Raw genomic sequence first — 26,135 nt, 5'->3', positions numbered from 1 at the left:
CAGGTACAAGCCCAAGAGAATTTTTATGATTTATAACGCTAAAAGGCGAAACAAAAGACTTGATTTATTTACATATAAATAATAAAATGAAACATATATATTAAAAATGAAACGATAATACGCAAAATGAAACGATAATAAAAAGCAAATATAACAGACAAATGAAAAGTAGCTTTATCAATGTTTGAAGACGATGATGTAAGAGAGTCTATACTCGGACTCTCTTAACTTTTACCTTATACTTTTGTAGGGGGCGCATGTTTATGAATGATATATCAGTTAAAAACATTGATTTTAATTCGGAAAATGTGCTAGGTAAGACCATAGACGAACCGGCAAAACTACAAACCGTTCAGAATAGCGGAGAAAACCTTTATGAACATAAAATTGCAGAAGAAGACAGAGCTAAGACTATTAATAAAATTGTCGACATTGCAAAAGAAATTTTATTGATTACTGGACGTGAATTGCCCATAGACCGCAAATAAACGAATAGCAAATTTTTATCTCTGAATCTTAGGACATATGAAAAGGAAGATGCATAATGAGCAGCATAGACGAGGTATACTGTAGTCTCCAAGAGATATTTGGGAGAACCTTAGGGCGCCAGGTAAAATTTTTTGATAACTTACATGCGCGTGATGATACAAGAGTATTAGGACAATTTAAAGTTGAAAAAAATGATGATAAAAGATCTTTACATATAGAACTTCGATTTAATGATTACTCTAGTCAAATATTTAATACCGTAGTTGCACTTACAATAGACTGGGGTTATAAGAAAAAGCGAAGGATGCCGTTGATTTGGTTATATGAAGACCAAAGTAATTCCATTTATAAAATATTATTGGATGTAAATCCGGCCAACCCAGTGAAAGAAAAGCAGTCTCCAAATTTTGCAAAGAAAACTTGGAGACTGACAATAAGGCAATAGCTGCCGAACCGTACAAAACAGAACGGTTTTGTGACTCTTGACTAAGGATTAAGCCCAAATATCGCCAACCGTATAGCCATTAACAAAGGGGTCCGCAGGGTCTAGAACATATGTACTATAACCGTAAATCCAAGACTGTCCGCCAATGGTGGGAATAACTCCCTTATATTTTCCAATCTGAACTTCTTCGACCAAATGACCTGTATATACAGTTCCTAAGAGGCCTTCGTGACGGAACGGCTGGTTCAGCTTCAACTTGCCTTTGGCATACAGGGTGGCCATTTTCGCACAAGTACCGGTTCCGCACGGGCAACGATCGAGTGCACCGGTCCAAGTGGCAGGATTGTTGAAGTCCACTGCTCCGCTGGCAACAGTGACGGCATTTTTCCAATCTGCTTCCGGATTATCAGTAGGGCCGGAAAGCTGAGAAATTGTAATGCCAACGCCGGGATAATCCGGATGCTCTACCGGCAACTGGTCCTGAGCGGCTTTCAGAATCAGAGAAGAAACACGAGTAATTTCCCGACCCTGTTCTGGCACCAGCTTCAGCCAGTTAAATTGCCGTATATCGGCAATAACATAGAACATACCGCCCCAGGCGACATCCACAGTGACTTTGCCGAGTTCAGGCACATCGATCACAGTATCGGTATAAGCTGCGAAAGCAGGAACATTTTTAAATGTTACTTTCGTAACCTTTCCATTATGGCATTCTGCTTTAATCCCAATCAATCCGGCCGGGGCTTCAAGCTGAAATTCTGTAACCGGTTCCTGCATCGGAATCATGCCGGTCTCCAGCAGGACTGTTGCTACCGAAATCGTATTTCCTCCGCTCATCACTGGATATTCCACTTGTTCCATGATAATGTAACCTGCGGCAGCATCCGGATGTTTAGGCGGCACAATCAGGTTGCAGCACAGCGGCGGATATCCTCTTGGCTCGCGCAGCATCAGCAAACGCACCTGGTCATCATTTTTTTCAAGCCACTTCATTTGCTCGTAAACCGTGTTGCCCGGAATATTGGGTACACCGCCGGTGACCACTCGCATGGGTTCGCCTGAATGTGTTTCTACCGCCTGAAAGATTCTTTTGAAGCTCATAAGTATCCTCCTAAAGATTTGATATTAATCATTGTGTTAAGATTCCCATCTCCTTCGGCTTCCGCCAGGCAAGGTGAAGGAGATTATCCACTTTGCCTGACGATGTTTCAGCCTTAGCCGAAATGAGTTGACTATTTTGCATGGTTATCTGCTTTGGTTTTATCTTGATATATATGTTAACTCCATATATCACCAACAGTGAAGCCTTCTGTAAATGGATCAGTAGAGTCCAGTACATAATTACTGTACCCGTAAATCCATGCCTGGCCGGTAATTGTGGGTACAACAGCAGTGTATTCTCCAACTTTAACTTCTTTTAAGAGATTCCCCTTAAACTTAAGTCCAAGAATACCTTCATTGACAAACTCCTCGTTTAAGCCGAGTTTTCCTCTGGCATAAAGAGTTGCCATTTTTGCGCATGTACCTGTCCCGCACGGAGATCTGTCCAGTGCGCCTGTCCAGGTCTCAGGCCTGTCAAAATCCACTTCTCCGGACAGTACAGTAACCGCATTTCTATAATCTGCGCCGGGAGAATCGGAGGGCTCTGAAAATTGTGCCAGAGTAATCGGAATATCAGGATAATCAGGATGTCTTACCGGACATTGTTCTTGAGCCGCTTTTACCAGCAGGGCTGAAATCCTTGCAATATTGCCACCATGAGATGGCTCCAGCTTCAGTCCTTCAAATTGATTCGGATCTGCAATGACAAACCAGGCGCCGCCCCAGGCAATATCAACCGTTACTTTGCCGATGGAGGGGACGTCGATTTCCTTATCAAGATAGGCAGGAAATGCAGGAACGTTGGTAAATGTAATTCCAGTCACTTTGCCGTTTTTACATTCTGCTTTAATGGGAATTAACCCCGCCGGCGCTTCCAGCAAAAATTCAGTTATCGGTTCTTCCAGCGGAATCATACCTGTTTCGAGCAGAACGGTTGCAACAGATATGGTATTCCCTCCGGACATAAGAGGATACTCTGTTTGCTCCATAATAATATATCCTGCAGCGGCTTTCTCATTTTTTGCCGGCACAATTAAATTGCAGCATAGAGGAGGATAGCCTCGTGGTTCCCGGAGCATAAGGTTTTTTACCTGATTATCGTGCTCTCTTAGATACAGCATTTGCTCATACACAGTATTGCCAGGAATATTGGGGACTCCGCCAGTAATAACACGCATAGGTTCTCCGGCATGGGCTTCAACCACATTGAAAAATCTTTTTGTTCCCATTCTTTGATACTCCTTTCTTTGTACAAAAATACTATGCCTGTATTAATCGCAAGTTGTGTGCCAATGTTAGAAATATGCATAATTATGCATCGCACTAATGTTGCGTGATTAAATTAATCAGAGGTGTTTTAAAAATGTCTAAGATTAAACAACTGCTAGCGGAATATCCTTTTTTAGTAAAGCTTTTTAATAATATTCCTACAGGAATTTATATTTGTGATACAGAAGAAACCATTATTTTTGTGAATGACGCGACAGAAACCATAGATGAAGTAGAAGCTAAAAAGGTTGTTGGTAGAAAGATAGATGATGTTTATGACTCTCATGAGTCTGCAATGCGCAAGGTATTGGAAACCAACCGGGACGTAGACCATTTTCTGTGCCGGTATTCTCGCAACGAAAGACAAATCAACCAGATTTGTAACGGATTTCCTATTATAATTGATGGCATTACAGAAGGCGCGTGTTCTATAGAGTACAATACTGATTTTTTCAGAGAGATTATAAAAAATCAACGGACTTTGCAGCAGCGGTTTGTAAATACAAAGAATTCCACCGACAGTGCATTCGGTCATATAATCGGCAAATCCCCCAGTTTTTTGAATTGCCTTTCCATTGCAACATTGGCAGCGCAAAGCGATTCGGCGGTTTTTCTAACAGGGCCAACAGGGTCGGGAAAAGAAGTCTTTGCAAAAGCTATTCACTCTGCTTCCGCGAGAAAAGAAAAGTCCTTTATCGCTGTAAACTGTGCGGCAATCCCCGAGACGTTAATTGAAAGTATTTTATTTGGTACGACAAAAGGGATTTATACCGGAGCTGTTGATAGGAAAGGAATTTTTGAACAGGCACAGGGCGGGACATTGTTTCTTGATGAACTGAACTCCATGCCATTGACCTCACAGGCAAAACTCTTGAGAGTGCTGGAAGAAAAAAAGGTCACCAGATTAGGCAGTAAAGATTCCATCGATTTTGATATTCATCTAATAAGCAGCAGCAATATGATCCCGCAGAAGGCTATAGAAAACAAAAGTATTAGAGAGGACTTGTTTTACAGGCTTGCGGTAGTCAATATTTTAATACCTTCCCTTGCTGAACGGCAAAGTGATATCTTGCCGTTATGTCAGCATTTTATTGAACATTATAATGAAAAATTCAATAAAAACATTATCTCAGTGAATGATGCTGTTAAGGATATTCTGGTATCATACAATTGGCCGGGGAATATAAGGCAGCTAAAGCACTGTATTGAGTCTGCGATGAATTTTGTTTCTGCGGAAGACACCCAAATAACTGAAAAACATATGATGCAGTTTTTGGCTAAAATAGAAATTGGTAATTGTGCTTCCGATATTGCTGTTTCAGTAACTTCGGATACTGACAAAACCAAAGAAAATGAGAATGTATTCAAAAAAATTGAATCAAATGAGAAACAAGCGATCATAGACGCCTTACTGAAAAATAAAGGAAATGTTACTTATACGGCAGAGCAGCTTAATATGAGCAGGCAGTCGTTAAATTATAGAATGCAGAAATACGGAATTAAGCGGAGAAATGAATAATTATAATAATTTTTGAGTATTTATTAATAATTAAAAAAAGAAAAGAACTGACAAAATTTTTCGATATTTGTCAGTTCTTTTCTTTTTTGAGCTTTTATGAGCGTTCTGGCCAGATGAGTTTATTTCTGTAAGAGTTTGGTAAGAGCGGCTCTATATAATGAGAATAATAAAGATAATTTGAGAGGGTGAGGTAGTATGCTTAAATTGTCAGAACACGCAATCGGTATGTTGGTTTCCAAATACCGGGCGGTTTTAAAACGCATGCTCATCAGGAATACAGCCGCGTTTGCGGCCTGTTGTGTGATTTTGGGTGCACCGGCGGCTGGCGGTGCTGCTGGTATCACGTACACCGGCGACGGGGCTGATTTACAGACTGCGCCCATCGGCGGCGCGAGTTCGCCCAGTCTGATCCCAACCGGTGTGTCCGGCAATACTGTCACCGTAGACTATACGACCGGCACAGATCCGTGGCGGGTTTTCGGCGGCCTTTCGGACAGCGCGGCAGTAACCGGCAATACGGTATATCTTCTCCACGGTACTGTGAATAACAATTTTTATGGCGGCTATGACGCTGCTGGCACCGGCGGCTTTGGAGCCGGCAATAACACTGTGACTATTTCCGGCGGCACGGTGATAAGTAACGCGGTTGCCGGCCTAAGCCTGCAGGGGAATGTTTCCGGCAATAAAATGACAATGTCCGGCGGCACCGTTGGCCGGAATTTGTACGGTGGCTCCGCTAACGGCTCTGGCTCTGCCGTCGGCAACAGCGTGCTCGTCACCGGCGGGCAGGTTGGCGATGGCTTGGGTGATGTCGGTAATGGCTGGGTTATAGGCGGCTTCAGTCAGGACGGGCTGGCTGAAAATAACCGTGTGACATTAACCGCAGGCACGGTGAATTCTATTGAAGGCGGCGAAAGCGGCACAGGCGTTGCCGCTAACAATCAGGTCATCATCACCGGCGGTACGGTGGCAGGGGTTACAGTTAGAGGTGGCTTTAGCAGCAGCGGTTTAGTAACAGGCAACAGCGTTGCCATTTCCGCCGGTTCAATAGCGATGGACGTAATGGGCGGACAAAGCAACAGCGGCAATGTTGTCAACAATCAGGTGACTTTCACCGGCGGTACGATAGGGCAGTTTATTACGGGCGGGTTTACCGATGACGGCGATGCAGCCGGCAATAGAGTCATAGTGAGCGGCGGCGAAGTGACTGGGTTGATCCGGGGCGGCTTTAGCGTGACAGGCAAGGTTGAAGACAACCAAGTGATGTTTAGCGGCGGCAAGGCAAGCTCAATCGAGGGTGGCGTAGCTATGGCCAGTGGTGGGAATGTTGCTGCCAATACGGTCCATATGAGCGGCGGTGAAATTGCCTACAATGTTTACGGCGGTATTACTTTTGGTACGGGTTCTGCCGCCGATAACAGCGTACTGCTGACCGGCGGCCAGGTTAATGGCGACATATACGGCGGCTTCAGCAACAGCAGCGGCTCCGCTTCAGGCAACAACGTACTGCTGACTGGCGGCCAGGTTAACGGTAACGTATACGGCGGCTTCAGCGGCAGTGGCTCCGCCAGCAATAACAGCATAACTCTGGGCCGTGATGTGCAGATAGCGGGTATGTCCTCCATCTTTGGCGGACTGGGTTCCGTCAGCTCCGGCGGCAATACCCTGAATCTCGACGCGTTCAAGGGCAGCGTTAGGGAAGTGAACAGCTTCCAAAACTATAACTTCTTCCTTCCTGCCTCTCTCCAGAATGGCGGCACCGTTCTCACCGTTACCAGCCAAACAGACTTGTCAGGCACTCATGTCGCCATTACCGGCATGGAAAGCGGCACTCTCCTGGCTCCCGGCAATACCATTACGTTGATCAGCTCGACGCAAAATGCTCCTGACAGCTACACTGCGACCAATGTCCGGTCAGGTATTTCGATACTCTATGACTTCAGCCTTGAGGCTGCGGGTGCAGCTCTGACCGCAACCGTAAAATCCGCCGGCGTGAACCCCCAGACTAAGGCGCTAGTCGAAGGATATGCCGCCAATATGGCGTTTGTGAACCAGGGCGCTGACCTTGCCGGCGGAACGGGAATGGCTGATGCTATGGTAAAAGCCAAAGCGGCCAATGGAGATATTGCTTCTTTCGGCGCGGTCTCCAGCGGTTCATCCCGCTATAAAACAGGTTCGCATGCTGATGTGGACGGCACCTCCCTCATGACTGGCTTTGTCACCAAACGTGATATAGAGAACGGTTCGTTGGTCAAAGGACTTTTTCTGGAGGCAGGCTGGGGCAATTATGATACCTACAACAGCTTTGCCAATATGCCCAGCGTCCGTGGCGACGGCGACACCAGCTACTATGGCTTAGGGGCACTCCTCCGGCATGACGCACCGGACGGACGCTACCTGGAAGGCTCGGTGCGGGGCGGAAAAAGCCGGACGACTTTTGGCAGCGGCGACTTAAATAACGCTTCCTACACCACTAACTCCGGCTATTATGGCGCACACATCGGCATTGGGAAGCTTAAAACCGAGGGCGGTAAGACGGTGGATTACTACGCCAAATATTTCTGGACACACCAAAACGGCAGTGATGTAAGAGTGGCAGGCGAACCGTTCAGCTTCGCCGGTGTTGACTCAAGTCGTCTGCGGGGTGGGGTGCGGCTGAGCCAGGAAAAGCCTGACGGCAAAAGAGCCAGCTATGTGGGACTGGCGTATGAATACGAATTTGACGGCAAGGCTAAAGGCAGCGTCTATGGTTTAGACCTGGAAGCGCCGAGCTTGAAGGGCGGCACAGGTATTGTTGAGCTTGGCATGAGCTTCAAAAGCCGCCCGGCGAGCAGCAAAACCCTTGAACTCGGTCTTCAGGGATATGCGGGGAAACGGAAAGGTGTAACCGGGACGGTGCAGTTCAAAAGGGTGTTCTAACCAGCTTCTTAAAGTAACAAGAAACGGCGGCCGGCACTGCAAGTAGCTGGCTGCCGTTTTTTGTTGGAGTTCCAAGGGGACAAGATGGGTTGAAGCCTGCCGTCGATGTGTCTTGCAATTGCAGGATATTACATGTATCATATTTTTTAAAGGGAATACCTGGATAATTAGGGAAATGTAAATATGAAGATTAATATATTCTTTAAGTGGACTAATAAATTTGTAAGGTATACGCTACAAAAGTATAAGGGAGATGCAAAATGATAAGAAAAGTTTTATTGTTACTAACTATTAGCCTATGCCTGTTTGTATCTAGCGGCAATGCCCAAGTATTCGAAGATAAAGGATACGGTTTCTTTGTTAATGTTCCTGAAAACTGGCAAACAGAAAGCCAAGCAACACAGTTTGTGTTTTTTAACAACGAGAAGAAAGATCAGGTAGTCGGCATTATTTTCTTTCCCCAATATCCAGGTGCCCGGACATTGGTGGAAGACTATTTGCTTTTAATGCAGTTTTGTGATAGATTTGCAAAAGGTACACATGCTACTGTTGTAGAGCCCTCAAAACTAGACAAAGTGGCAGGGCAGCCTGCGTTAATAAATACCCTGTCCATTACCCGGATGGATGGAATTAAAACTAAGGTATTGACAGCTACGTTCTGGTATAATAATAAACTTTGCCACATCATTAGCTCGGCAAAGCAGGATGAATATGATAATGCATTACCAATTTTCAAGGAAATGCTAAACTCTCTGAAATTTAATCCGCTGACGGCACATGACTGGTATGTAATAGGAACGTCTAACCAGAAAAATAAAGAATACGATACAGCGATTGAAGCCTTTACTAGTGCCAATAAGCTGGATCCCAAACACGCCGAATATATCTATCAGCTTGCCTATACATATTCGGAGATGGGTAAATATGATCAAGCGATAGTAGAGATTACGAAAGCTATAGAGTTAAAGCCTAAGGAGGCTTTCTACTATCATGAACGAGCGTATGCGTATGTGCAGAAGAAAGATGGACAAGCAGCTTTAAATGACGGTAACAAGGCGATCCAACTTGATCCTAAGAATGCACTTTACCATGCCGGACGTGGAAATGCATATGCCCTTCTTGGCCAATATACCGAAGCTATCAAAGACTTTCAAAAACAAGCAAAATTAAAGGGCGAATCATCAGAAACCTGCTTTAATCTTGGGCAATGTTACGAGCTTTTGGGGAATAAGGAAAAAGCGCTGACATATTATAAAAAGACAAAGGCATATTCTGATATTCCTGCTAATATAACGGCAAAGGTAAGTGCAAGGATAAATAATGATTGGGAAAGTTTCAAGGAATGGATATAACGGTGAGACATTGAGAGTAACCAAAGCTACTTCTAAATAAACTTTACACAAAAAAATAAGAAGATTGCCTTTTTAATAGATATAATAAGGCAATCTTCTTTAGCTTTGTATGTGAGGTTTCTCAAAATTAACTGACAGGATATCTAGTCCCAAGTCACTGCCCATTGAAGTCTGTGAGGAGGAAGGTGCATATATCTTTAGTAACCGACCGCCGTTCCGTCGCTGCGCGGGTCGGCGCCGCCGTATTTGATGTTGGTACTGGAGTTGATGAGGATAGCGCCGGCATGCCCCATTATGTCACTATAACTGTCTACTACTTTGACAGGATGGCCGCGGTTTGAAAGTTCATCTATCACATTTTGCGGGACTCTGCTTTCGATTTTCAGATCATTGGAAACAGCGCCCCAGGTACGTCCATGCAGCCAGCGAGGTGCTTCAATAGCCGCCTGGACGCTAAAATTGAAATCAACAATCCGGGTTACAAGGGCAGCCTGAGTCTGGGGTTGGCCTTCGCCGCCCATGGTGCCGTAAATGAGGTAAGGCTGGTTGTTTTTGAACAGCATGGCCGGGTTTAAAGTATGGAAGGTGCGTTTTCGGGGTTCAAGACGGTTAATATGGTTCGGGTCCAGCGAGAAGAAACTGCCTCTGTTTTGCAGCAATACACCGGTATCTTTTGCAACAATCCCGGAACCGTAGTCATGGTAGATACTTTGAATTAGCGAGATGGCGTTGCCGGCTTTATCGACAACTCCGATCCAGATGGTATCACCTTTCGGATCAAGTGGATTTTTCTCTATGACAGCTTTTTGCAGATCGATTCTGGCGGCCAGTTCGGTCCCGCGTTCTTTGGCAAGCAGAGACGCAACCGGTATGCTGACAAAGTCCGGATCAGTTACCCATTTATCGCGGTCGGTAAAAGCTTGTTTCGTGGCTTCGATTATTAAATGATAATAATCGGCGCTGCCTTCCGTCATTGAGGCCAGATCAAAGTTGTTCAGGATGTTCAGAATGGATAAAGAAGCTATGCCCTGAGTGTTAGGCGGCAGGTTGTAGGCTGTATAGCCGCGGTAATCTGTCGAAATGGCTTCCACCCAGTCGGCCCTGTGACAGGCAAAATCCTCTAACGTCAAAATTCCCCCGTTTGCTGTAAGATCGGCAACGATTTTTGCGGCGATTTCACCTTTATAAAAGCCGTCCGCTCCGTTGCGGGCAATGATCCTTAAGGTGTTGGCCAGATCTTTTTGTTTAAAAAGCTCACCTGCATAATAAATGTTGCCATCAGGTTTCAGGAAGGTTTTCCTAAAGCCGTCAAAACGTCCAAGATCGCGAATTTCATTGTTTGTTTTATCAATATTAACTTTTGTATAATACTCTTGGTTTGGCGTAACCGAGAAACCATTCTCGGCATAACTGATAGATTTCTCTAAAAGATTTGCCCAGGACATCGAGGCGTTCATATTCTTTTGTGAATAGTTATAAACCTCCCACCAGCCGGAAACTACGCCAGGAACCGTATTCGCTGCCAGATACCCTCTGGTGGGGATTTTACCCAGGCCCAGGGCTTTATACAGCTCGATAGTCGCCTTTTCGCCGGACCGGCCACTGGCGTTTAAAGCTTTTAGCCGCTGGTTTTTGGCATCATAAAGAAGCCAGAAATTGTCTCCGCCGATTGTATTCATGTGAGGATAGACGACATTCACTACCGCAGCGGCGGCAATGGCTGCTTCTGCAGCATTTCCGCCATTTTCGAGAATTTGAAGGGCTGCTTGTGACGCAAGATAGTGCGGCGTCACCACCATGGCGTTAGGCGCCATGGTGGTTGGCCGGCCGGCTGCATGTAAAGGCAAGGTGGATAAAGAAACCATAGTAACCATTCCTTTCGCATTTTATCAAGCGCAAAATGGAATCAATCCGTTGCCTGTGGGCAGTTTATAATTATGAGTCCATTATAAATTGGATGAAATTGGAATGAAATTTAAAGTAAATAAAGTAAATATTCTAAATAATTATTAGGGACAAGGGGACGGGTTCCTTGTCCCTGAAATGGAAGAATGGTATACTAGGTCTATAAAAAGCAGTATAATGAAGTAATGTGGCAGAGGAAAGTAAAAGAAAGCATATGATAGGGAATTAAGCTGGCATAACGGGGATATAGAAAAGCGTAATAGCTGGAGAAAAAGTGGGACAAGGGACCTGTCCCCTTGTCCCAAGGTGGTAAGAGATGAAATATACATGGACGATTGGTGAAATGGCAAAACTGTTCGATGTGTCAACCGATACGCTGCGCTATTATGAGAAGGCGGGGTTATTTTCGTCGGTAAGGCATGGTGACAATGGTTACCGGTATTATTCCTATGATGATCTTGTGCGTCTTATGGATATTTTGCTTTTCCGCAGCATGGAGGTAGCTGTTAAGGATATCCGGCCGATGGTAACAACGATGGACCTCGGTGATATCAAACAACTGCTGCTGCAAAATGACAGGCTTGTTGCGGAGAGAATCGAAGCGTTGGTCAGGCAGCGGGCACTGCTTGCACAAATGATTGCTCAGTATGAACTCTGTGAGCAGCAGTTTGGCAAATTTTCGCTTGTGCCGGCACCTGCTTTTAAATGCAAATTCTGGGGCGGGCAAGAGGAAGATCTGCTTCAGATTATTCGTCAGTACAAAAAGCCGGACCGGAGTTGGCTGCATCATGTTCGCTACACCCTACTGCTGCCACAGGACCAACTGCTAAGTAGGCAGAGTTTTGATTCGGCGCAGATTGGAATCAGCTTTGAGGAGGAGATTCTCAGCAAGCTGGAGATTGCTGAGCAGCAGCAATTTGCTGCTTTGCCGGCAAGGGAATGTTTGTATACGGTGCTGGGGACAGATTATTCCGGGCGGGAAACTGCGATACTGGTTAAAGCACTGGCTTGGCTGCAAGAGCAGGGCAGGCAAGTGGAGGGCCCCTTGCTTGGACGGTATCTGGCAAGTGTTCATAAAGACAGTCTGGATTACTACGAAATTTGGATATTTTTACACTCTACTTGACCTTGGAGTTACTCCAAGGTTTATTATTTTGGGTGGGGTGAGATATATGAAAGAAAATATTTTGGGGACAGAAAGTGTTAGCAAGTTGTTTTTGCAATATAGTATTCCGACGATTGCGGCCATGTTGTTTTTGGGCCTGAATACGATTGTGGACGGATTATTTGTAGGACACTATATAGGGGCTGACGCTTTGGCTGCCGTTAATATAGCGATGCCTTTCAGCAGTTTTTTGTTTGCTCTTAGTGTGGTTATTGGCATTGGTGCTCAAAGTATGATTGGCAGAAAATTGGGGGCAGGCCATGCCGGTGAAGCCAATACCGCTTTTACGACGGCGGTGGTGCTTGCCGGCAGTATTTCACTGCTGTTCGCGGCGGTTGCTGTGGCTTTTCCTCAACCGATTGCGTATGCCTTAGGTGCGAATGAGCATTTAATGCCGCAGGTAGCCGCCTATATTCGCTGTTTAGGGTTATTTCTGCCCTTTCTGGCGATGATGATGGTGTTCGATTATGTCCTGAAAACCATGGCTATGCCGGTGTATGCCATGCTGGCTCTGGTCGTTGCCATCAGCAGCCACATGTTGCTGAACTGGCTGTTTCTGGCTAAATTGTCATTAGGCATTACCGGAGCCGCGCTGGCTGCCGGTATTAGTTATTGTATTGCCTGTTGTATGGCAGCTTTGCCTTTTTTCTACAAAAAAGCCGGGCTAAGACCGTTTGCCGGTAGTTTTGATAAACAGGCTGCCGGACATATTCTTTATAGTGGTTCATCAGAAGGGCTGAGTGAACTGGGTACAGGGATTACCACTTTTTTATTTAATATTACGCTGATGCGTTATGTGGGTGAAATGGGGGTAGCGGCCTTTACGGTTATTAGCTACCTGGCGTTTATTGGCAATAATGTACTGATCGGCCTATCTGACGGTGTGGGAGCGATTATCAGCTATAATTATGGCAGCCGCCAGATGGAACGGGTGAAAAAGGCATTACAGCTTGTTGCCGCTGCGGCTATTGTGATTGGCATAGGATTTTTTATTGCGATTTTTGTTTTTAGCAAAGAAGTCATTGCGTTATTCTTTAATGACGGTAATGAAGAATTGCTTGCTTTTGCCGTGTATGGCGCAAAACTGTATGCGTTTGCCTTCCTGGTTAATGGTTTAAATATCGTTACAGCCGGTTATTTTACCGCCATTGGCAGTCCGAAAAAGGCGGTGCTCATTGCTTTGAACAAAGGGATTATCTGGATCGCGATCGGCATTGTTGTTTTGCCGCTGCTGTTTGGGATTCACGGCATCTGGCTGACGGTGCCTATTGCCGAGATTGTTACGGTTGTATTATCCGGATTTTTACTGCATAGCCAATTTAAACATAAATTTGTTTAAGTAAAAGCATACAAGGGAACGCAAAGGGACGGTTATTGTGAAAATAACCGTCCCTTTTTTCCCGTTTCCTGTAAATTTTCGTTGAATTAAAAAAGCATTATCTTTAGAGGATAATATTTGGTGATTTATCGGGGAAATGTTTTCCTATGCAATATATTGTAATATTTTTCAGACAAAACTATAATTAACTTGACAAGATCGAAAATAACTTATGTAAGAATAATTCTCACAAAAACATGATTGTTAAATTCGACAGTATGATAAAGTGAGGTATTTGTAATGGGGCAGGAAACGGTATATGTAGCGCGTCAGCCAATCTTTAACAGAACCCAAAAGGTTTTTGCTTACGAGTTATTATTCCGTAATGATTTCAGCAATGTTTACGCGGCTTTAGACGGCGACCAGGCGACAACTAAAGTAATAAACAACAGTTTTTTAATTTTTGGTATTGAGACTTTAACTGCCGGCAAAAGGGCGTTTATAAATTTTACAGCAAATTCACTGATAAATGATATACCCTCACTCTTGCCACAGGAATTGGTTGCTGTGGAGATACTGGAAGATGTTTTTCCTGACGAGAATATTGTGAGTGCATGCAAAAAGCTTAAAAGCAAAGGGTATTTAATAGTTTTGGATGATTTTATCTTTAAACCGGTCTACGAGCCATTCGTTAAATTGGCAGACATTATTAAAGTGGATTTTTTGAGCACCTCGCACCAGGAACGCATAGATTTAATTGAGCGGTGTAAGGAGTATCCAATTAAGTTTTTAGCTGAAAAAGTGGAAACACATGAGGAGTTCCAACAGGCATTAAAAGAGGGATTTTCTTATTTCCAGGGATATTTCTTTTGCAAACCGTTAATGATGTCTTCGAAAACTCTGCCTGAGTATAAAATGAATCATTTGCAAATTTTACAGGAAATCCATAAACCTGAATTAGAATTTAATACGATTGAGAGCATTATAAAACGGGATGTTTCCTTATCTTATAAATTATTAAAGTTTATTAATTCTCCCCTGTTTGGTTTTAGAAACAGGATTAGTTCTTTGCGGCAGGCTTTGACACTGTTAGGGCAAAAAGAAGTGGCAAAATGGATATCCATAATTGCACTAAAGAATGTTGCTGATGATAAACCCGGAGAATTAATATTGAGTTCACTTATCAGGGCACGGTTTGCAGAAAGCCTGGCATCTGGTAAAGTTCTGCAACAAAAGATTAACAATGCCTTTCTCATGGGGATGTTTTCGCATATTGACGCTTTGCTTGACCGGCCCTTGCAAGAAATACTTGAGGAAATATCTCTTGATGAAGAGATTAAGCACGCACTTCTTGAAACGAGAAATAATCGCTTGCTCCTTTTATACAAATTAATTAAAAGCTATGAAGAGGCTGATTGGGAAGCACATTCCCTGTATGTAAGGGAAATAGGAATTAAGGAGAAGGATGTTTTGCAGGCATATCGGGAATCCCTGAGCTGGGCTCACGATTTGCTGCTGATTAGTTAAGCGGAATGTTTGCCTGCCGGATTGCAGGGTATATAACAGGTGCAATTGGTTTAAGGTATTACTTTGTTCTGGTCTACCAGCAGCAGCAAAAGGCGGCAGATTATCATATCATCCACAGAACGGCAGGGAGCAAGTCCGGTTTCAGCTTCAAGCCGGTTTAGTCTGTACAGCAAGGTGTTCCTATGGATGTGAAGCATGCTGGCGGCAGCATTAATATTCAGGTTACATGCAAAAAGTGCGGACAGTGTACTGCAAATTTCTTTGTTGCCGGTAATCATGTGATGGAATTTCTCCTGCAATGTGCTTATTGCCGACAGTGTGGAGCCGCTAAGCGCTTCGCAAAGGACGTGGTGTACCAGGATATCTTTTTCTGATATTTGTATGATTGCTTGATCTTTGCTGCAACGACGCAGGCAAAAATGGGCTTGCTTATAGGATACGTGATATTGTGTAACAGAATGGGCGACAGCTCCCACTCCACAAGTCAGTGGTCCACCAATTGCGTCTGCCAAAAAGGTTACCAATTGTTCAGCCGCAGAATTGTTTTGGCATAACCAGTCTGTGGTTACCGCGGTCTTAAGAATTATGAGCTGATCGCCAATTAAGCAAGCGATATCCTGCTCAGACAATAATTTGCCGGTTTCAATGCAGGAAAAGAGGATATCTTCCACGCGTTCCACTACCAGTTCAGATGAACCATATTCTAGCGTTAATTTCTGTAATACGACGGAAACATCAATGATCATGACTGTTCGCGGTTGTAGAAGGTCGATTTCCAGGTTTTTTGCAAGCCGCTTTAGTTTGGGCAACAGTTCGGTAACAGGCTTGAGCACCGAGGCTTCAATGAATTGTTCCCGTAACCGGGTTTTTGTGCGCATTTCCCTTTGTACAAGGTCCCTTTCCAGAATCAACTCTGTAATCATTTTAACCAGAAAACCGATGTTCCGAACTTCATCAGGATGACCGAACACCCCAACAACCCCTACGACCTGGTCATCGAATACAATAGGCAGGTTAACTCCCTGTAAGGCACCGGGGTAAAGCGCCAATTCGTGCGGGTATATTTCGATAATAGTGCCGGTTTCTATAACATCTTTTGCCCCTTTATGCAGTGTCCGATAGCGGTGTGGATGGCCGGTCGCAATGATAGTGCCGTCCCTGTCCATAATGTTGACATTCCGGTGAACCAAACGCATGGTTGTGTCGACAATTCTTTGTCCCAGACTTTCCGGTATAATCATGACATTACCTCTCTTTGTACTGTTTGCACAAAAAAACTATAATTTTTACATGAAAGTTCTCTTTTTCAGATAATTGAAATAAAAGCTATAAAGGCCTACTATTATTATAAAGGATGCGGTAAGATTGGGAAAGAATTTCACGGCTGAATAAAAGCGGCTTTGTGCTCTTTTACAGTCAATACCGCAAAATTATAATAATAAGGAGGTAACTATGGGTACAACAGGTTTAATGATGGTTGTTCTCTTGCTAGCGATTGCATTAATTATTTTTCTTACGATTCGACTCAAAGTTCATGCTTTTGTTGCACTGCTGACCGCTTGTCTGTTTATTGGATTTGCAACAGGAATGCCTCTGGATAAGATGCTCAAATCTATTGAACTGGGAATGGGCGGTTTCCTGGGGATGCTGGCACCTATTCTGGCTCTCGGGGCCATCGTTGGCAAAATGATGGAAATATCAGGTGGCGCCGAAAGACTGGCTCGCACCATGATACAGGCTTTGGGTAAAAAGAATTCTCACTGGGCAATGATGCTTGTTGGCTATATCTGCGGGATTCCGGTTTTCTTTCAGGTAGGAATTGTATTATTAATGCCGTTACTGTTTTGCGTTGCTATTGAAGCCGGCATGTCGCTGGTAATGGTCGGCATTCCCATGATAATCGGCCTGCTGACTGTTCACTGCATCGTTCCTCCCCATCCGGCAGCCATGGCGGTAGCTGTAGGGTTAAAAGCAGATGTTGGTAAAGTCATTCTTTACGGCCTGATTGTCGGCTTACCGGCAGCAGCTCTGGCAGGTCCCGTTTTTGGGAAACTGGTAGGCAACAAATTTAAGTTGAATCCGCCGGAACATCTCTGCCAGGCGGAGCCTACTCCTGACGAAAAACTGCCCCCGTTCGGCATTACGCTGTTTACCATCTTATTTCCCTTATTGCTGATGATTTCAAAAACCGTTCTGGAATTTGTCCTCGGAAAAACACATCCAGGTATGGTGTATGTAAACTTTATTGGTGATCCTGTCACCGCACTATTCCTGGCTGTGATCTTATCCTATTGGACCCTGGGCCTTAACCGGGGCATGAATATGGAAAAAATCCAGAAGCTGAGTGAAACGGCTATTGGTCCGATGGCAGCTATTTTGCTCATCATCGGTGCCAGCGGCGCGTTTAATAAAATCCTTATGGATAGCGGTATCGGGGATGCCATTAAATCGCTGCTCATGTCCTGGAAGATTAACCCGCTGATCCTTGCGTGGAGTGTAGCAGCCATCATGCGTTTCGCCGTAGGCGGGGCAACGATTGCCATGATTACGGCAGTGGGGCTGGTTGTGCCGTTATTGCCGCTGTATCCCGGAATTGATACAGCCCTTGTCGCAGTTGCCATCGGTACGGGAGCCATCGGCTTTTCCCATGTCAATGACCCAGGGTTCTGGTTTGTAAAAGAATACTTCGGCATGCCTATGAGCGACTTATTCAAAACCTATACTCTGTCCACTACCATTGCGTCGGTTGTCGGACTTGTTACGCTGCTAATCTTCAGTCAGCTTGTCGGTTAACTATTTAATTAGTAGGAGGTGTCTATGATAAAAGTTACTGTTGTTGTTGATAATTCAGTCCCCATTAATGCCAAAAAGCCCTTTCTCGGTGAGCATGGCCTGTCGCTTTTATTAGAAATGAATTCCCGCAAACTGCTGCTTGATGCAGGTCAATCAGCTATTGTTGTCCATAATTTAAGCCTGCTTGGTATTCACCCGCTGCAGCTGGATGCTATCGCGATTAGCCATGGACACTACGACCATACCGGCGGGCTGCCACACATTCTCAGACACCGGCGTAAACCCATTCCTATCTATGCCCATACCCGGATATTTGGTGAACGTTATTCGGTTTCCGGTGAGGGACGGGAACACATTGGCATTCCCTTTACAAAAGAGGAAAGTATTAGCCTGGGAGCCGAGTGGCAATTCAAGAATGAGCCGGTTGAGATAGCACCCAATTTATGGTTTAGCGGCAGTATGCCGCGAACAACTGCTTTTGAAAAAGGGGATACCAAGCTGGTTGTTTGTGATAAAACAGGTTGTGACTGCCAGGACGAGATTCCTGATGACACCGCCCTTTACTATGCGAGTGACAGAGGGTTAGTGGTTATCGGCGGCTGCAGCCATTCCGGACTGGTTAATACATTGAACAGAGGCTTTCAAATAACCGGACAAACCCGCCTGGCAGGTTGGATCGGTGGAACTCACCTGGGTCCGGTTTTGCCCACCCAGCAAGAAATCAGCTTAGCAACTTTGGCACAATATTCTCCTGATTTTGTCGCCGCCAATCACTGTACCGGTTTTGAGATGATGGCCGAATTAAGAGCCTGCTTCGGCAAAAAATTCATCCCCGCCTTTGTTGGCACTGTAATTGAATTCTAAGAAAAACGCAGCAAAAATATGATAGTAGCGGCATTGCAGCAGCAAAAGAAAAACAGTTGACAAAATATTTCATATAATCTACAATATAGTTGCAGTTGCGAAAATTAAATCAATAATAGATAAATGCCTACAGCTATTAGATATTAGGGGGCAAAACTCTTTTTGAGTTTTGCCTCTTTTTATTTTGTTCAGACAGGTTCAATAGGGCTTCTGAAACATCATGGACCACTGGCAAACGATAATAAAAAGAGGGGGAAACAAAGTGTCCGAACATGCTAAGGATGGAAGCTCCTGTTTGGCTTGTTATTCTGTGGCTTGGGTACCAGCAATGCGGGTAGATTGTACACCTGACTTTTTGCTTGACTTTTGCCATAATCCAGCTTATCATGCAAATAGAATGCTGCCGCAGATATGAGACATGAGAGCGCGGTGGTAAGGACTGCAAATCTGAAGAAAGTTGTAGGCAATCCGATGATGAGTTTAGGTAAAGCGGCGGTTTTGCTGGTTCTGCATTCGGGTGCCGAAGAAGCGGAATTTTTGCAGCAGGGTATACAGGGCAGATATCGTACCTTCAAAGGTAAAGTTGGCTCTATGGATTCGTCTAAAATTTTTGCGTCCGTAGAAACGGCCGCCAAAAGAGAGGGACTTATAGGCGATAATTACCGGGAGGAACATGCCTTATACCATAGTATTCTGGAGGCCTACCACGGTATTTGCCGGGGACATGTGGGGTTAGGCAATGTATTGCGCAGCGCCGGTCTGTTGTTTAGCGTAATCCGGGGGCCTAAGGCGCCGGGCAGCGACGATGACGGAGACTGGATTGCTGTTGCCTTGTATGGGTATATGGGGGCTCCGATGAAAGGCTTTGAGCATGAGGTGCTCGGGCTGGGGATGAACCCTATCTAAAAGCATAAAACTAAAAACCAGTAACAGTTAAATAAAACGGTTGCCCAAAGTTATGAGATATAAGGGGGTAAACTCAAAAATGAGTTTACTCCTTTTTGTATTATTTTAACAGTATGTGCAAAGCAGCCAAACTCCGCCGGCCGGTTTGTTGCCGGCCGCAGTAATACCAAGTAACAGAAATAAATATAATAAAGCTGAATAAGCAGTAGGAGGATAAAATAGTGGTATTATTAGATGGATATTCATTGACACTGGATGAAGTGGTAAAGGTAGCACGGGGATATGAGCAAGTAGATTTGCATGATGAAGGGCGCGAACAGATCGTAGCCAGCCGCAAAATTGTTGATAAAATTTTGGAAGAGGAAAGTCCGGTATACGGTATTTCCACAGGGTTTGGTGATTTTAGCCGCATCTTTATTTCCAAAGAAAAAAGGGAAAAACTACAGAAGAATCTGATTGTAAGTCATGCTACCGGTGTGGGGGAATACCTGCCGGAGGATGTTGTGCGGTCAGCCATGCTGCTTAGGGCCAATTCGCTGGCAAAGGGCTATTCGGGGATTAAGCTTTCCACTGTGGAGATGCTTATTGCGATGTTAAACCGGCGGGTCTATCCGGCTATCCCGGCCAAAGGCTCGGTAGGCGCCAGCGGCGATTTGGCACCCTTGTCCCACATGGTGCTGGTAATGCTGGGTGAGGGGCAGGCATTTGTGGCAGGAAAACTGGTCAGCGGTGCGGAAGCTTTGGCACAAAGTGGTCTTCAGCCGGTAACGCTGGGCGGGAAAGAAGGCTTAGCCCTCATTAACGGTACTCAAATTATGACTGCGGTGGGTTGTATGGTTTGGCAGGACGCCGTTACTCTGATGAAAGCCGCAGATATTGTTGCCGCTTTGTGTGTAGAAGCGCTGCGGGGAACCCGGACGGCCTTTGATCCCCGGATCAGCCAGGTCAGGCCGCATGCCGGCCAGGTGGCGACAACCAACAATATGCTGCGCCTGACGGCCAATAGTCCGATTATCCAATCACATGCCGACTGCGATAAAGTTCAGGATGCTTATTCCTTGCGGTGCGTGCCCCAGGTTCATGGAGCGTCAAAAGATGCGCTAAGACGGGTGGAAGAAACTTTGCTGGTGGAAATCAACGCGGCAACCGACAATCCACTGATTATGCCGGATACCGGCGAAGCTATTTCCGGCGGTAATTTTCATGGCCAGCCTATTGCCTTGGTGATGGATTACCTGAAGCTGGCCCTGGCGGAGCTTGGCAATATTTCTGAGCGGCGCACCAACCGTTTGCTGGATGCGCATTTAAGTGAGCTGCCGCCCTTCCTGACAGCATACCCCGGCGAGGATTCCGGGCTTATGATTACCCAATATACGGCAGCTTCTCTGGTATCGGAAAACAAGGTTCTGGTGCATCCGGCCAGCGCTGATTCCATTCCGACCTCTGCTAACCAGGAAGATCATGTAAGCATGGGGACAATTGCCGCCCGGCAGGCGCGGGAAATTCTTGAGAATGTGCGGTATATCCTGGCAATTGAATGTCTGGCAGCCGCTCAGGGGATTGACTTTTTGGCTCCTTTGGTTCCCGGGACCGGAACCGGTGCCGCCCATCGGGTTGTGCGCCAGGCTGTCTCCCATTTGGACGAGGACAGGATACCGGCCCCCGATATCCAAAGCATTTATCGCTTGATTGCCGACGGAGAACTGGTAGCTGCCGCCGAAGGCGCTGTGGGCCTGCTAAGGATATATTAATATCTGCCGGTATTGCTTACCGCAAGGATGGTTGAGGATTGCTACTTATATAGGAGAGGAACGAACATATTATGATAAATTTAGACCGAAATATCAGTATCGGAAAAATGGCAGTTTTACTTGTAATGTATCCCGGTGGGGCGGAAGACAGCTTATGCAAGCAGGGGCAGGAGTGCGGCTACCGGCTGTTAAGAGGTAAAGTGGGGTCTATGGATTCAGCCAAAATTTTTGCGGCAGTGGAAACCGCCGCAAAAAAAGAGGGGCTGATTGATCAGCGTTACCGTGAGGAACATGCGCTCTATCACTCGGTGCTGGAAGCTTACAGCGGTATGTGCCGGGGGCAGGACGGGCTTGGCGCTATTTTGCGCAGTGCCGGTTTGCTATTCAGCATTGTACGGGGAAAACGCCTGTCAGACAAGGGCGATGACGGGGAATGGATTTCCGTAGCTTTGTACGGCAATATGGGAGCTCCCATCAAAGGCTATGAACACGAAGTTCTGGGTCTGGGAATGAATCCGATATAGTTTGCCGGAAGGATCGGGATTATTGCCGCAAGTGGACTACTCCCGGATAAAACGTGTTTTGATCAGGGCTGGGTCAGCAGGCAAAATAATGGAGTAAGGAATTTCGCGGGGGAGCATATCAATAATCTGATATGCTCCCCCCCTTTTTAGTTTCGCCGGTGCGCAGAACGGCTCCTGCCGGCACTGACTGCTGCTATTCACCCTCCCCCGTATCTCGCAGGATTATTTGACAATAATAGATATTATTGTATAAAATGGTAAGAGTGTATGATATAGTATGACTGATTATGACTGATTATGACTGAACAACCTCTGTGCGAGGATTCGGTCTTATATTTTAGTTATAGATTTTTTTTAGGGGGGGAGAAGTATGTCGATTAGAACTAAAACCATTACATTGCTTATAGTTTCCCTATTGGTTGTAGGTATGATTATTGCCGGTTCAGGCATGTACGTTTTATACCAGCAGACGCTGAACAGTACGGAAGTTACTATGGGTAACCAGGCAACACAGCTCGCGGGACAGGTTACAGATCTATTTAATTCTTTTGAAAAAAGCGGCAAGGTATATCAGCAGGACAGTGACTTGCAGTCCGGCGATCAAATTCGTATCCAGACCAAGATCAACACCTATTTCGGTGCCGCCTGGGGAATTGACAGGCTGAATTTTTTGGATACTGCCGGTAAAAGGATAGCCATTGCTCCTTATGATGCCAAAGTCATCGGGGATAATCTCTCAGACCGGAAGTTTTACAAAGATACTATGGCGGATAAAAAATCGCATATTAGCGATATCATTATCAACAGGGTTACCGGTGTCCCTTCGGTAATTGTCACCCAGCCGGTAATCGGTGACAACGGTCAATTGACGGGGATGGTACTGCAGGCGGTCAATCTGGAAACCCTGCAGAACTATCTGGCTCAGGTCAAGGTTGGCTCAACCGGGGTATCGGTCATTGTTGCCCATGACGGCACCATGATTGCGCATTCTGATCGGGAAATCATCAAAGAGCAGAAAAAAATTCCGGAGGAACTGGCAGCCCAGTTAAGCAGCAGTTCCGGACGGCTGCTTAACTATACCGACTTGCGCGGACATGAAGCGGTAGCTCTCGCTGTCCCTGTCCAGGGGACAGACTGGTTTGCCATCGTATCTCTGCCGACAAGTGAGTTTGAGGCCGGGTTTTTCAGCAGTTTGCTGTGGATGCTCACTGCATTGGGAATTGGGCTTATTTTCGTAGGTGTCATTGGCTGGCGGTATTTGCTTAAAACCTTGCGCCCGATCGAAAGCCTGGTGCAGGAAGCCACCCGGATTGCCGCCGGTGATCTTACACTTACGAAAATGAACCTGGATTCTAATGATGAAATCGGGCGGCTGGCCCGCAGTTTTGAGGAGATGACCAAAAATCTGCGAACCTTGATGCTCCAGGTTGCGGAGGCGACTGAACAGGTAAGCGCCTCTTCCGAGCAATTGAATGCCAGCGCCGAACAGTCCGCGCAGGCCGCAAACCAGGTTGCTGCCGCCAGTGCCAGCACCGGTGCCGGTGTCGAACAGCAAACCGCAGGCGTGGCCAATGTACTTTCCTTAATTGAGGACATTGCCAGTGGCTCCCAGGAAGGGGCCAAGGCTACTAAACTTGCCTCAGATATAACCAGCCAGGCGGTACTTGCCACTAATGACGGCAGTAAGGCTGTGGAAAATGCTATCCTCCAGATGAACCGAATTCAAAATACCGTCAATGATTCGGCAGCTGTTGTGGCCGAATTGGGTACCAGATCCCAGGAGATTGGCGTAATTGTCGAAACAATTGCCGCTATTGCGGGACAAACCAATCTGCTGGCTTTAAATGCCGCGATTGAAGCGGCGCGTGCCGGGGAACAAGGCCGGGGATTTGCTGTGGTTGCGGAAGAGGTGCGCAAGCTTGCTGAACAATCACAGGAGGCGGCCAAGCAGATTTCGGAGCTGATTGCTGAGATTCAGGGTAAAACCGGGCAGGCTGTTGCGGCTATGTCTGCCGGTACGGAAGAGGTGCAAAAAGGAACGACGGTTGTTGATAAAGCTGGCTTAGCCTTTACCGAAATTGAACGCCATGTTAAAGAGGTGGCTCAGATCAGCAGCGCTATAGCCGCCGGGCTGAATCAGTCGGTTGCTGCCAGCAGTCAGGTGCTTGCAGACATTAAAGCAGTTGCTGCCGTAAGTAAGGAGATTGCGGGTCAGTCGCAGAATATATCGGCCGCGACAGAGGAACAGTCGGCATCCATGCAGGAAATTGCATCTTCAAGCCAATCTTTATCCCGGTTGGCGGAAGAGCTCCAGCAGGCTGTCCGGCAGTTTAGAATCTAACGCAGAATGGTGGAAGCCTGAAACATCACCTTAGGTGCTGTTTCAGGCTTCTTTTGGTTTGCTGCCCCGGTGCATAGACTGGAGCAGCAAATGTAAATTGTTGTTTGCCATGACAAGCGGTATTCCCGCCTTATTGGGCTGCTATAACAGGAAATCGGTTGATAAAAATTTGGACTTATCTCCTCTGACAATCTCGGTAATTAACTGCTTATTGGCCGGTGTGGTTTTTGCGGCTACCAGGGTCCGGATGGAGAATACCCGCAAAGCGTCTGTTACCGACAAGGTGCCTTCTGCCGAATCTTTTCTGCCGGTAAACGGGAAGCTGTCCGGTCCCCGCTGGCACTGGCTGTTGATATTCACCCGGCAGACCTGGTTGACCAGCGGATCAATCAGACTGGCCATCAAATCCGGGGCTGTTCCGAAAATGCTGACCTGTTGTCCGTAATTGGACTCAATAACATACCGGATGGGCTCGTGAATATCGTCATAGCCGGCAATGGGTACCACCGGCCCGAATTGCTCTTCCGCGTAGACCCGCATGGTGTCCTTGACCGGATACAAGATGGCAGGCCTGACAATGGAACCGGCATTTTCTCCGCCGCCCGGGTTTACAACCGAGGCTCCGTGGGCGACTGCGTCCTGGATGAGCTCCTGCAAATATCCGATTTTGTTTGCTTCCGGCAGTGGCGTGATTTTGACTCCGGGTTCCCAGGGCATGCCCAGTTTGAGGCTGTTTACTTTAGCGGCAAACTGTTTCATAAAGGTATCGATAATCCGGTTATGCACAAACAACATTTTCAGTGCGGTACAACGCTGCCCGTTATATGACAATGACCCGGCCAGGATTTCCTCGACCGTATGCTCAATATCTGCGTCTGGCAGTACAATCGCGGCATTTTTGGCCTCCAGCCCCAGTACGCTGCGCAGCCGGTGCGGTTTGGGATGCTGCTGTTTTAGGGTGTCGGCCACCGTGCTGGAACCGATAAAAGCCAGCACATTGATTTTGCCGGAACGCATAATCGGGCCCACCACTTTCTGGCCGGAACCGTATACGGTGTTGACTACGCCTGGCGGAAAAGCCTCGCGGAAGGCTTCCAGCAGCGGATAATGCAGCAATACCCCCAGCTTGGGCGGTTTGAAGACTACCGTATTCCCCATAATGAGAGCAGGAATCAGGGTAGTAAAGGTCTCGTTAAGCGGATAATTGTAGGGGCCCATGCATAGTACCACCCCTAGCGGGGCGCGGCGGATCTGGGCCAGGATTCCCTGTTCAATGGTAAAGCGGGAGGAGGTTCTGTCCAGCTCCTTGAGTGCTTCGATGGTATCACGGATATATTCCACCGTGCGGTCAAATTCTTTTTCCGAATCGGGCAATGTTTTCCCAATCTCCCACATGAGCAGTCTGACAACTTCTTCCCGCTTTTCAAGCATTTTGCGGACAAACAGCTCCATATGGCGGATTCGGCCTTCCACCGGCATGGTAGGCCACAGCCCGCAGCCATTGTCATAGGCCCTGACGGCAGCCTCCAGGGCTTCCAGGGCTTCTTTCTCATTCAGGACAGGATAACAGCCAAGAATCACCGGCTGAAGGGTGCCGCCTTTTTGCACCTGCACCAGCGAAATGACCTCCTGGCATGGACCTTCCCACCGTTTGAGCTCACCGTCAGCCAGATACTGCCTTTGCTGTACCGGTTGTGTCAGCCGAAATGGCTCCGGAATATCTGCCTCACTGGGAAAAACAGCTTTTAGTTGCTCATTCTGTCCCAAATGCTTCACACTCCTTCAACAACATATTGCCTATATGAATACCACAATTCGCCAAAAACTATCCGTTCCCCTTCCTGGTATTTGCAACCGGCCGTTGCAGTACAATACTATATCTATCCCCGGCTTCCTTTCATTATGTATGCAATTATTGGCACCATGCTCCTGCCAGCATGGGAAAGG

At 46.3% G+C, this 26,135-nt stretch carries 19 protein-coding genes; 14 read left to right on the top strand and 5 right to left on the bottom strand.

Going from position 1 to position 26,135, the window contains the following annotated elements; all coding sequences use genetic code 11:
• Positions 1–263 precede the first annotated feature (263 nt).
• Positions 264–488 carry a hypothetical protein gene (locus SPSPH_RS18890; RefSeq protein WP_075757982.1) on the top strand — a complete coding sequence of 75 codons (225 nt, stop codon included), beginning with the start codon at positions 264–266 and terminating at the stop codon, positions 486–488.
• A gap of 56 nt (positions 489–544) precedes the next feature.
• On the top strand, positions 545–934 hold the full coding sequence (locus SPSPH_RS18885; RefSeq protein ID WP_075757981.1) for a hypothetical protein: 390 nt from the start codon (positions 545–547) through the stop codon (positions 932–934).
• Positions 935–982: 48 nt separating this feature from the next.
• Here the strand turns inward: SPSPH_RS18885 and SPSPH_RS18880 are convergent, their stop codons facing one another.
• Together SPSPH_RS18880 and SPSPH_RS18875 are read right to left on the bottom strand one after the other, a co-directional pair.
• Positions 983–2,035, bottom strand: coding sequence for a proline racemase family protein (locus SPSPH_RS18880; protein WP_075757980.1), 1,053 nt, complete (start codon positions 2,033–2,035; stop codon positions 983–985).
• A gap of 176 nt (positions 2,036–2,211) precedes the next feature.
• Positions 2,212–3,264, bottom strand: a complete 1,053-nt coding sequence (locus tag SPSPH_RS18875) for a proline racemase family protein (protein ID WP_075757979.1) — start codon at positions 3,262–3,264, stop codon at positions 2,212–2,214.
• A 134-nt stretch (positions 3,265–3,398) separates the two neighbouring features.
• Between SPSPH_RS18875 and SPSPH_RS18870 the strand changes: the two genes are divergently transcribed.
• The 3 genes from SPSPH_RS18870 (at position 3,399) to SPSPH_RS18860 (ending at position 9,094) form a co-directional block, all read left to right on the top strand.
• Positions 3,399–4,823 carry a sigma-54 interaction domain-containing protein gene (locus tag SPSPH_RS18870; RefSeq protein ID WP_075757978.1) on the top strand — a complete coding sequence of 475 codons (1,425 nt, stop codon included), beginning with the start codon at positions 3,399–3,401 and terminating at the stop codon, positions 4,821–4,823.
• Positions 4,824–5,018: 195 nt separating this feature from the next.
• Positions 5,019–7,742: an autotransporter outer membrane beta-barrel domain-containing protein gene (locus tag SPSPH_RS18865; RefSeq protein ID WP_075757977.1), complete on the top strand. Its 2,724-nt coding sequence runs from the start codon at positions 5,019–5,021 to the stop codon at positions 7,740–7,742.
• A 260-nt stretch (positions 7,743–8,002) separates the two neighbouring features.
• Positions 8,003–9,094, top strand: coding sequence for a tetratricopeptide repeat protein (locus tag SPSPH_RS18860; RefSeq protein ID WP_075757976.1), 1,092 nt, complete (start codon positions 8,003–8,005; stop codon positions 9,092–9,094).
• 197 nt (positions 9,095–9,291) lie between these two features.
• Here SPSPH_RS18860 and ggt read toward each other — a convergent pair whose 3' ends face one another.
• Positions 9,292–10,959: a gamma-glutamyltransferase gene (gene ggt / locus SPSPH_RS18855; RefSeq protein WP_198931051.1), complete on the bottom strand. Its 1,668-nt coding sequence runs from the start codon at positions 10,957–10,959 to the stop codon at positions 9,292–9,294.
• Positions 10,960–11,315: 356 nt separating this feature from the next.
• On the opposite strand from ggt, the gene SPSPH_RS18850 reads away from it, so the two are divergent.
• From SPSPH_RS18850 to SPSPH_RS18840, 3 genes are all read left to right on the top strand, one after another.
• A complete protein-coding gene (locus tag SPSPH_RS18850) occupies positions 11,316–12,125 on the top strand; it encodes a MerR family transcriptional regulator (protein WP_075757974.1) in 810 nt (269 codons plus the stop codon).
• A gap of 46 nt (positions 12,126–12,171) precedes the next feature.
• On the top strand, positions 12,172–13,503 hold the full coding sequence (locus tag SPSPH_RS18845) for an MATE family efflux transporter (protein WP_075757973.1): 1,332 nt from the start codon (positions 12,172–12,174) through the stop codon (positions 13,501–13,503).
• Between the two features lie 279 nt (positions 13,504–13,782).
• Positions 13,783–15,009, top strand: a complete 1,227-nt coding sequence (locus tag SPSPH_RS18840; RefSeq protein WP_075757972.1) for an EAL and HDOD domain-containing protein — start codon at positions 13,783–13,785, stop codon at positions 15,007–15,009.
• A gap of 50 nt (positions 15,010–15,059) precedes the next feature.
• Here the strand turns inward: SPSPH_RS18840 and SPSPH_RS18835 are convergent, their stop codons facing one another.
• Positions 15,060–16,250 carry a CdaR family transcriptional regulator gene (locus tag SPSPH_RS18835; protein WP_075757971.1) on the bottom strand — a complete coding sequence of 397 codons (1,191 nt, stop codon included), beginning with the start codon at positions 16,248–16,250 and terminating at the stop codon, positions 15,060–15,062.
• Positions 16,251–16,461: 211 nt separating this feature from the next.
• Here SPSPH_RS18835 and SPSPH_RS18830 point away from each other — a divergent pair, with 211 nt between their 5' ends.
• The 6 genes from SPSPH_RS18830 to SPSPH_RS18805 all read left to right on the top strand — a co-directional run bounded on the left by SPSPH_RS18830 (position 16,462) and on the right by SPSPH_RS18805 (position 24,188).
• Positions 16,462–17,802 carry a gluconate:H+ symporter gene (locus tag SPSPH_RS18830; RefSeq protein ID WP_075757970.1) on the top strand — a complete coding sequence of 447 codons (1,341 nt, stop codon included), beginning with the start codon at positions 16,462–16,464 and terminating at the stop codon, positions 17,800–17,802.
• 24 nt (positions 17,803–17,826) lie between these two features.
• Positions 17,827–18,666, top strand: a complete 840-nt coding sequence (locus SPSPH_RS18825; RefSeq protein ID WP_233139206.1) for an MBL fold metallo-hydrolase — start codon at positions 17,827–17,829, stop codon at positions 18,664–18,666.
• A gap of 471 nt (positions 18,667–19,137) precedes the next feature.
• Entirely contained in the window at positions 19,138–19,572 is a 435-nt protein-coding gene (locus SPSPH_RS18820) for a HutP family protein (RefSeq protein ID WP_075758027.1), read from the top strand.
• A gap of 221 nt (positions 19,573–19,793) precedes the next feature.
• The gene (hutH, locus tag SPSPH_RS18815; RefSeq protein ID WP_075757969.1) at positions 19,794–21,323 is read left to right on the top strand and encodes a histidine ammonia-lyase; all 1,530 of its coding nucleotides are present in this window, start codon (positions 19,794–19,796) and stop codon (positions 21,321–21,323) included.
• 71 nt (positions 21,324–21,394) lie between these two features.
• Positions 21,395–21,847 (top strand): HutP family protein, encoded by a 453-nt coding sequence (locus SPSPH_RS18810; RefSeq protein ID WP_075757968.1) that lies wholly within the window; start codon positions 21,395–21,397, stop codon positions 21,845–21,847.
• Positions 21,848–22,217: 370 nt separating this feature from the next.
• Entirely contained in the window at positions 22,218–24,188 is a 1,971-nt protein-coding gene (locus SPSPH_RS18805) for a methyl-accepting chemotaxis protein (protein ID WP_075757967.1), read from the top strand.
• Positions 24,189–24,329: 141 nt separating this feature from the next.
• Here SPSPH_RS18805 and SPSPH_RS18800 read toward each other — a convergent pair whose 3' ends face one another.
• Positions 24,330–25,955, bottom strand: a complete 1,626-nt coding sequence (locus SPSPH_RS18800) for an NADP-dependent glyceraldehyde-3-phosphate dehydrogenase (RefSeq protein ID WP_075757966.1) — start codon at positions 25,953–25,955, stop codon at positions 24,330–24,332.
• Positions 25,956–26,135 lie beyond the last annotated feature (180 nt).

This window comes from Sporomusa sphaeroides DSM 2875, from assembly GCF_001941975.2.
Classification (GTDB): domain Bacteria; phylum Bacillota; class Negativicutes; order Sporomusales; family Sporomusaceae; genus Sporomusa; species Sporomusa sphaeroides.
The sequence above is the reverse complement of the archived record's forward strand: the minus strand, read 5'-3'. Positions and strand labels throughout refer to the sequence as shown.

What these genes read in the sequence shown, in the direction of transcription:
- SPSPH_RS18890 (WP_075757982.1), top strand. Translation starts at nt 264, where the DNA reads ATGAATGATATATCAGTTAAAAACATTGATTTTAATTCGGAAAATGTG.
- SPSPH_RS18885 (WP_075757981.1), top strand. Translation starts at nt 545, where the DNA reads ATGAGCAGCATAGACGAGGTATACTGTAGTCTCCAAGAGATATTTGGG.
- SPSPH_RS18880 (WP_075757980.1), bottom strand. Translation starts at nt 2,035, where the DNA reads ATGAGCTTCAAAAGAATCTTTCAGGCGGTAGAAACACATTCAGGCGAA.
- SPSPH_RS18875 (WP_075757979.1), bottom strand. Translation starts at nt 3,264, where the DNA reads ATGGGAACAAAAAGATTTTTCAATGTGGTTGAAGCCCATGCCGGAGAA.
- SPSPH_RS18870 (WP_075757978.1), top strand. Translation starts at nt 3,399, where the DNA reads ATGTCTAAGATTAAACAACTGCTAGCGGAATATCCTTTTTTAGTAAAG.
- SPSPH_RS18865 (WP_075757977.1), top strand. Translation starts at nt 5,019, where the DNA reads ATGCTTAAATTGTCAGAACACGCAATCGGTATGTTGGTTTCCAAATAC.
- SPSPH_RS18860 (WP_075757976.1), top strand. Translation starts at nt 8,003, where the DNA reads ATGATAAGAAAAGTTTTATTGTTACTAACTATTAGCCTATGCCTGTTT.
- ggt (WP_198931051.1), bottom strand. Translation starts at nt 10,959, where the DNA reads ATGGTTTCTTTATCCACCTTGCCTTTACATGCAGCCGGCCGGCCAACC.
- SPSPH_RS18850 (WP_075757974.1), top strand. Translation starts at nt 11,316, where the DNA reads ATGAAATATACATGGACGATTGGTGAAATGGCAAAACTGTTCGATGTG.
- SPSPH_RS18845 (WP_075757973.1), top strand. Translation starts at nt 12,172, where the DNA reads ATGAAAGAAAATATTTTGGGGACAGAAAGTGTTAGCAAGTTGTTTTTG.
- SPSPH_RS18840 (WP_075757972.1), top strand. Translation starts at nt 13,783, where the DNA reads ATGGGGCAGGAAACGGTATATGTAGCGCGTCAGCCAATCTTTAACAGA.
- SPSPH_RS18835 (WP_075757971.1), bottom strand. Translation starts at nt 16,250, where the DNA reads ATGATTATACCGGAAAGTCTGGGACAAAGAATTGTCGACACAACCATG.
- SPSPH_RS18830 (WP_075757970.1), top strand. Translation starts at nt 16,462, where the DNA reads ATGGGTACAACAGGTTTAATGATGGTTGTTCTCTTGCTAGCGATTGCA.
- SPSPH_RS18825 (WP_233139206.1), top strand. Translation starts at nt 17,827, where the DNA reads ATGATAAAAGTTACTGTTGTTGTTGATAATTCAGTCCCCATTAATGCC.
- SPSPH_RS18820 (WP_075758027.1), top strand. Translation starts at nt 19,138, where the DNA reads ATGATGAGTTTAGGTAAAGCGGCGGTTTTGCTGGTTCTGCATTCGGGT.
- SPSPH_RS18810 (WP_075757968.1), top strand. Translation starts at nt 21,395, where the DNA reads ATGATAAATTTAGACCGAAATATCAGTATCGGAAAAATGGCAGTTTTA.
- SPSPH_RS18805 (WP_075757967.1), top strand. Translation starts at nt 22,218, where the DNA reads ATGTCGATTAGAACTAAAACCATTACATTGCTTATAGTTTCCCTATTG.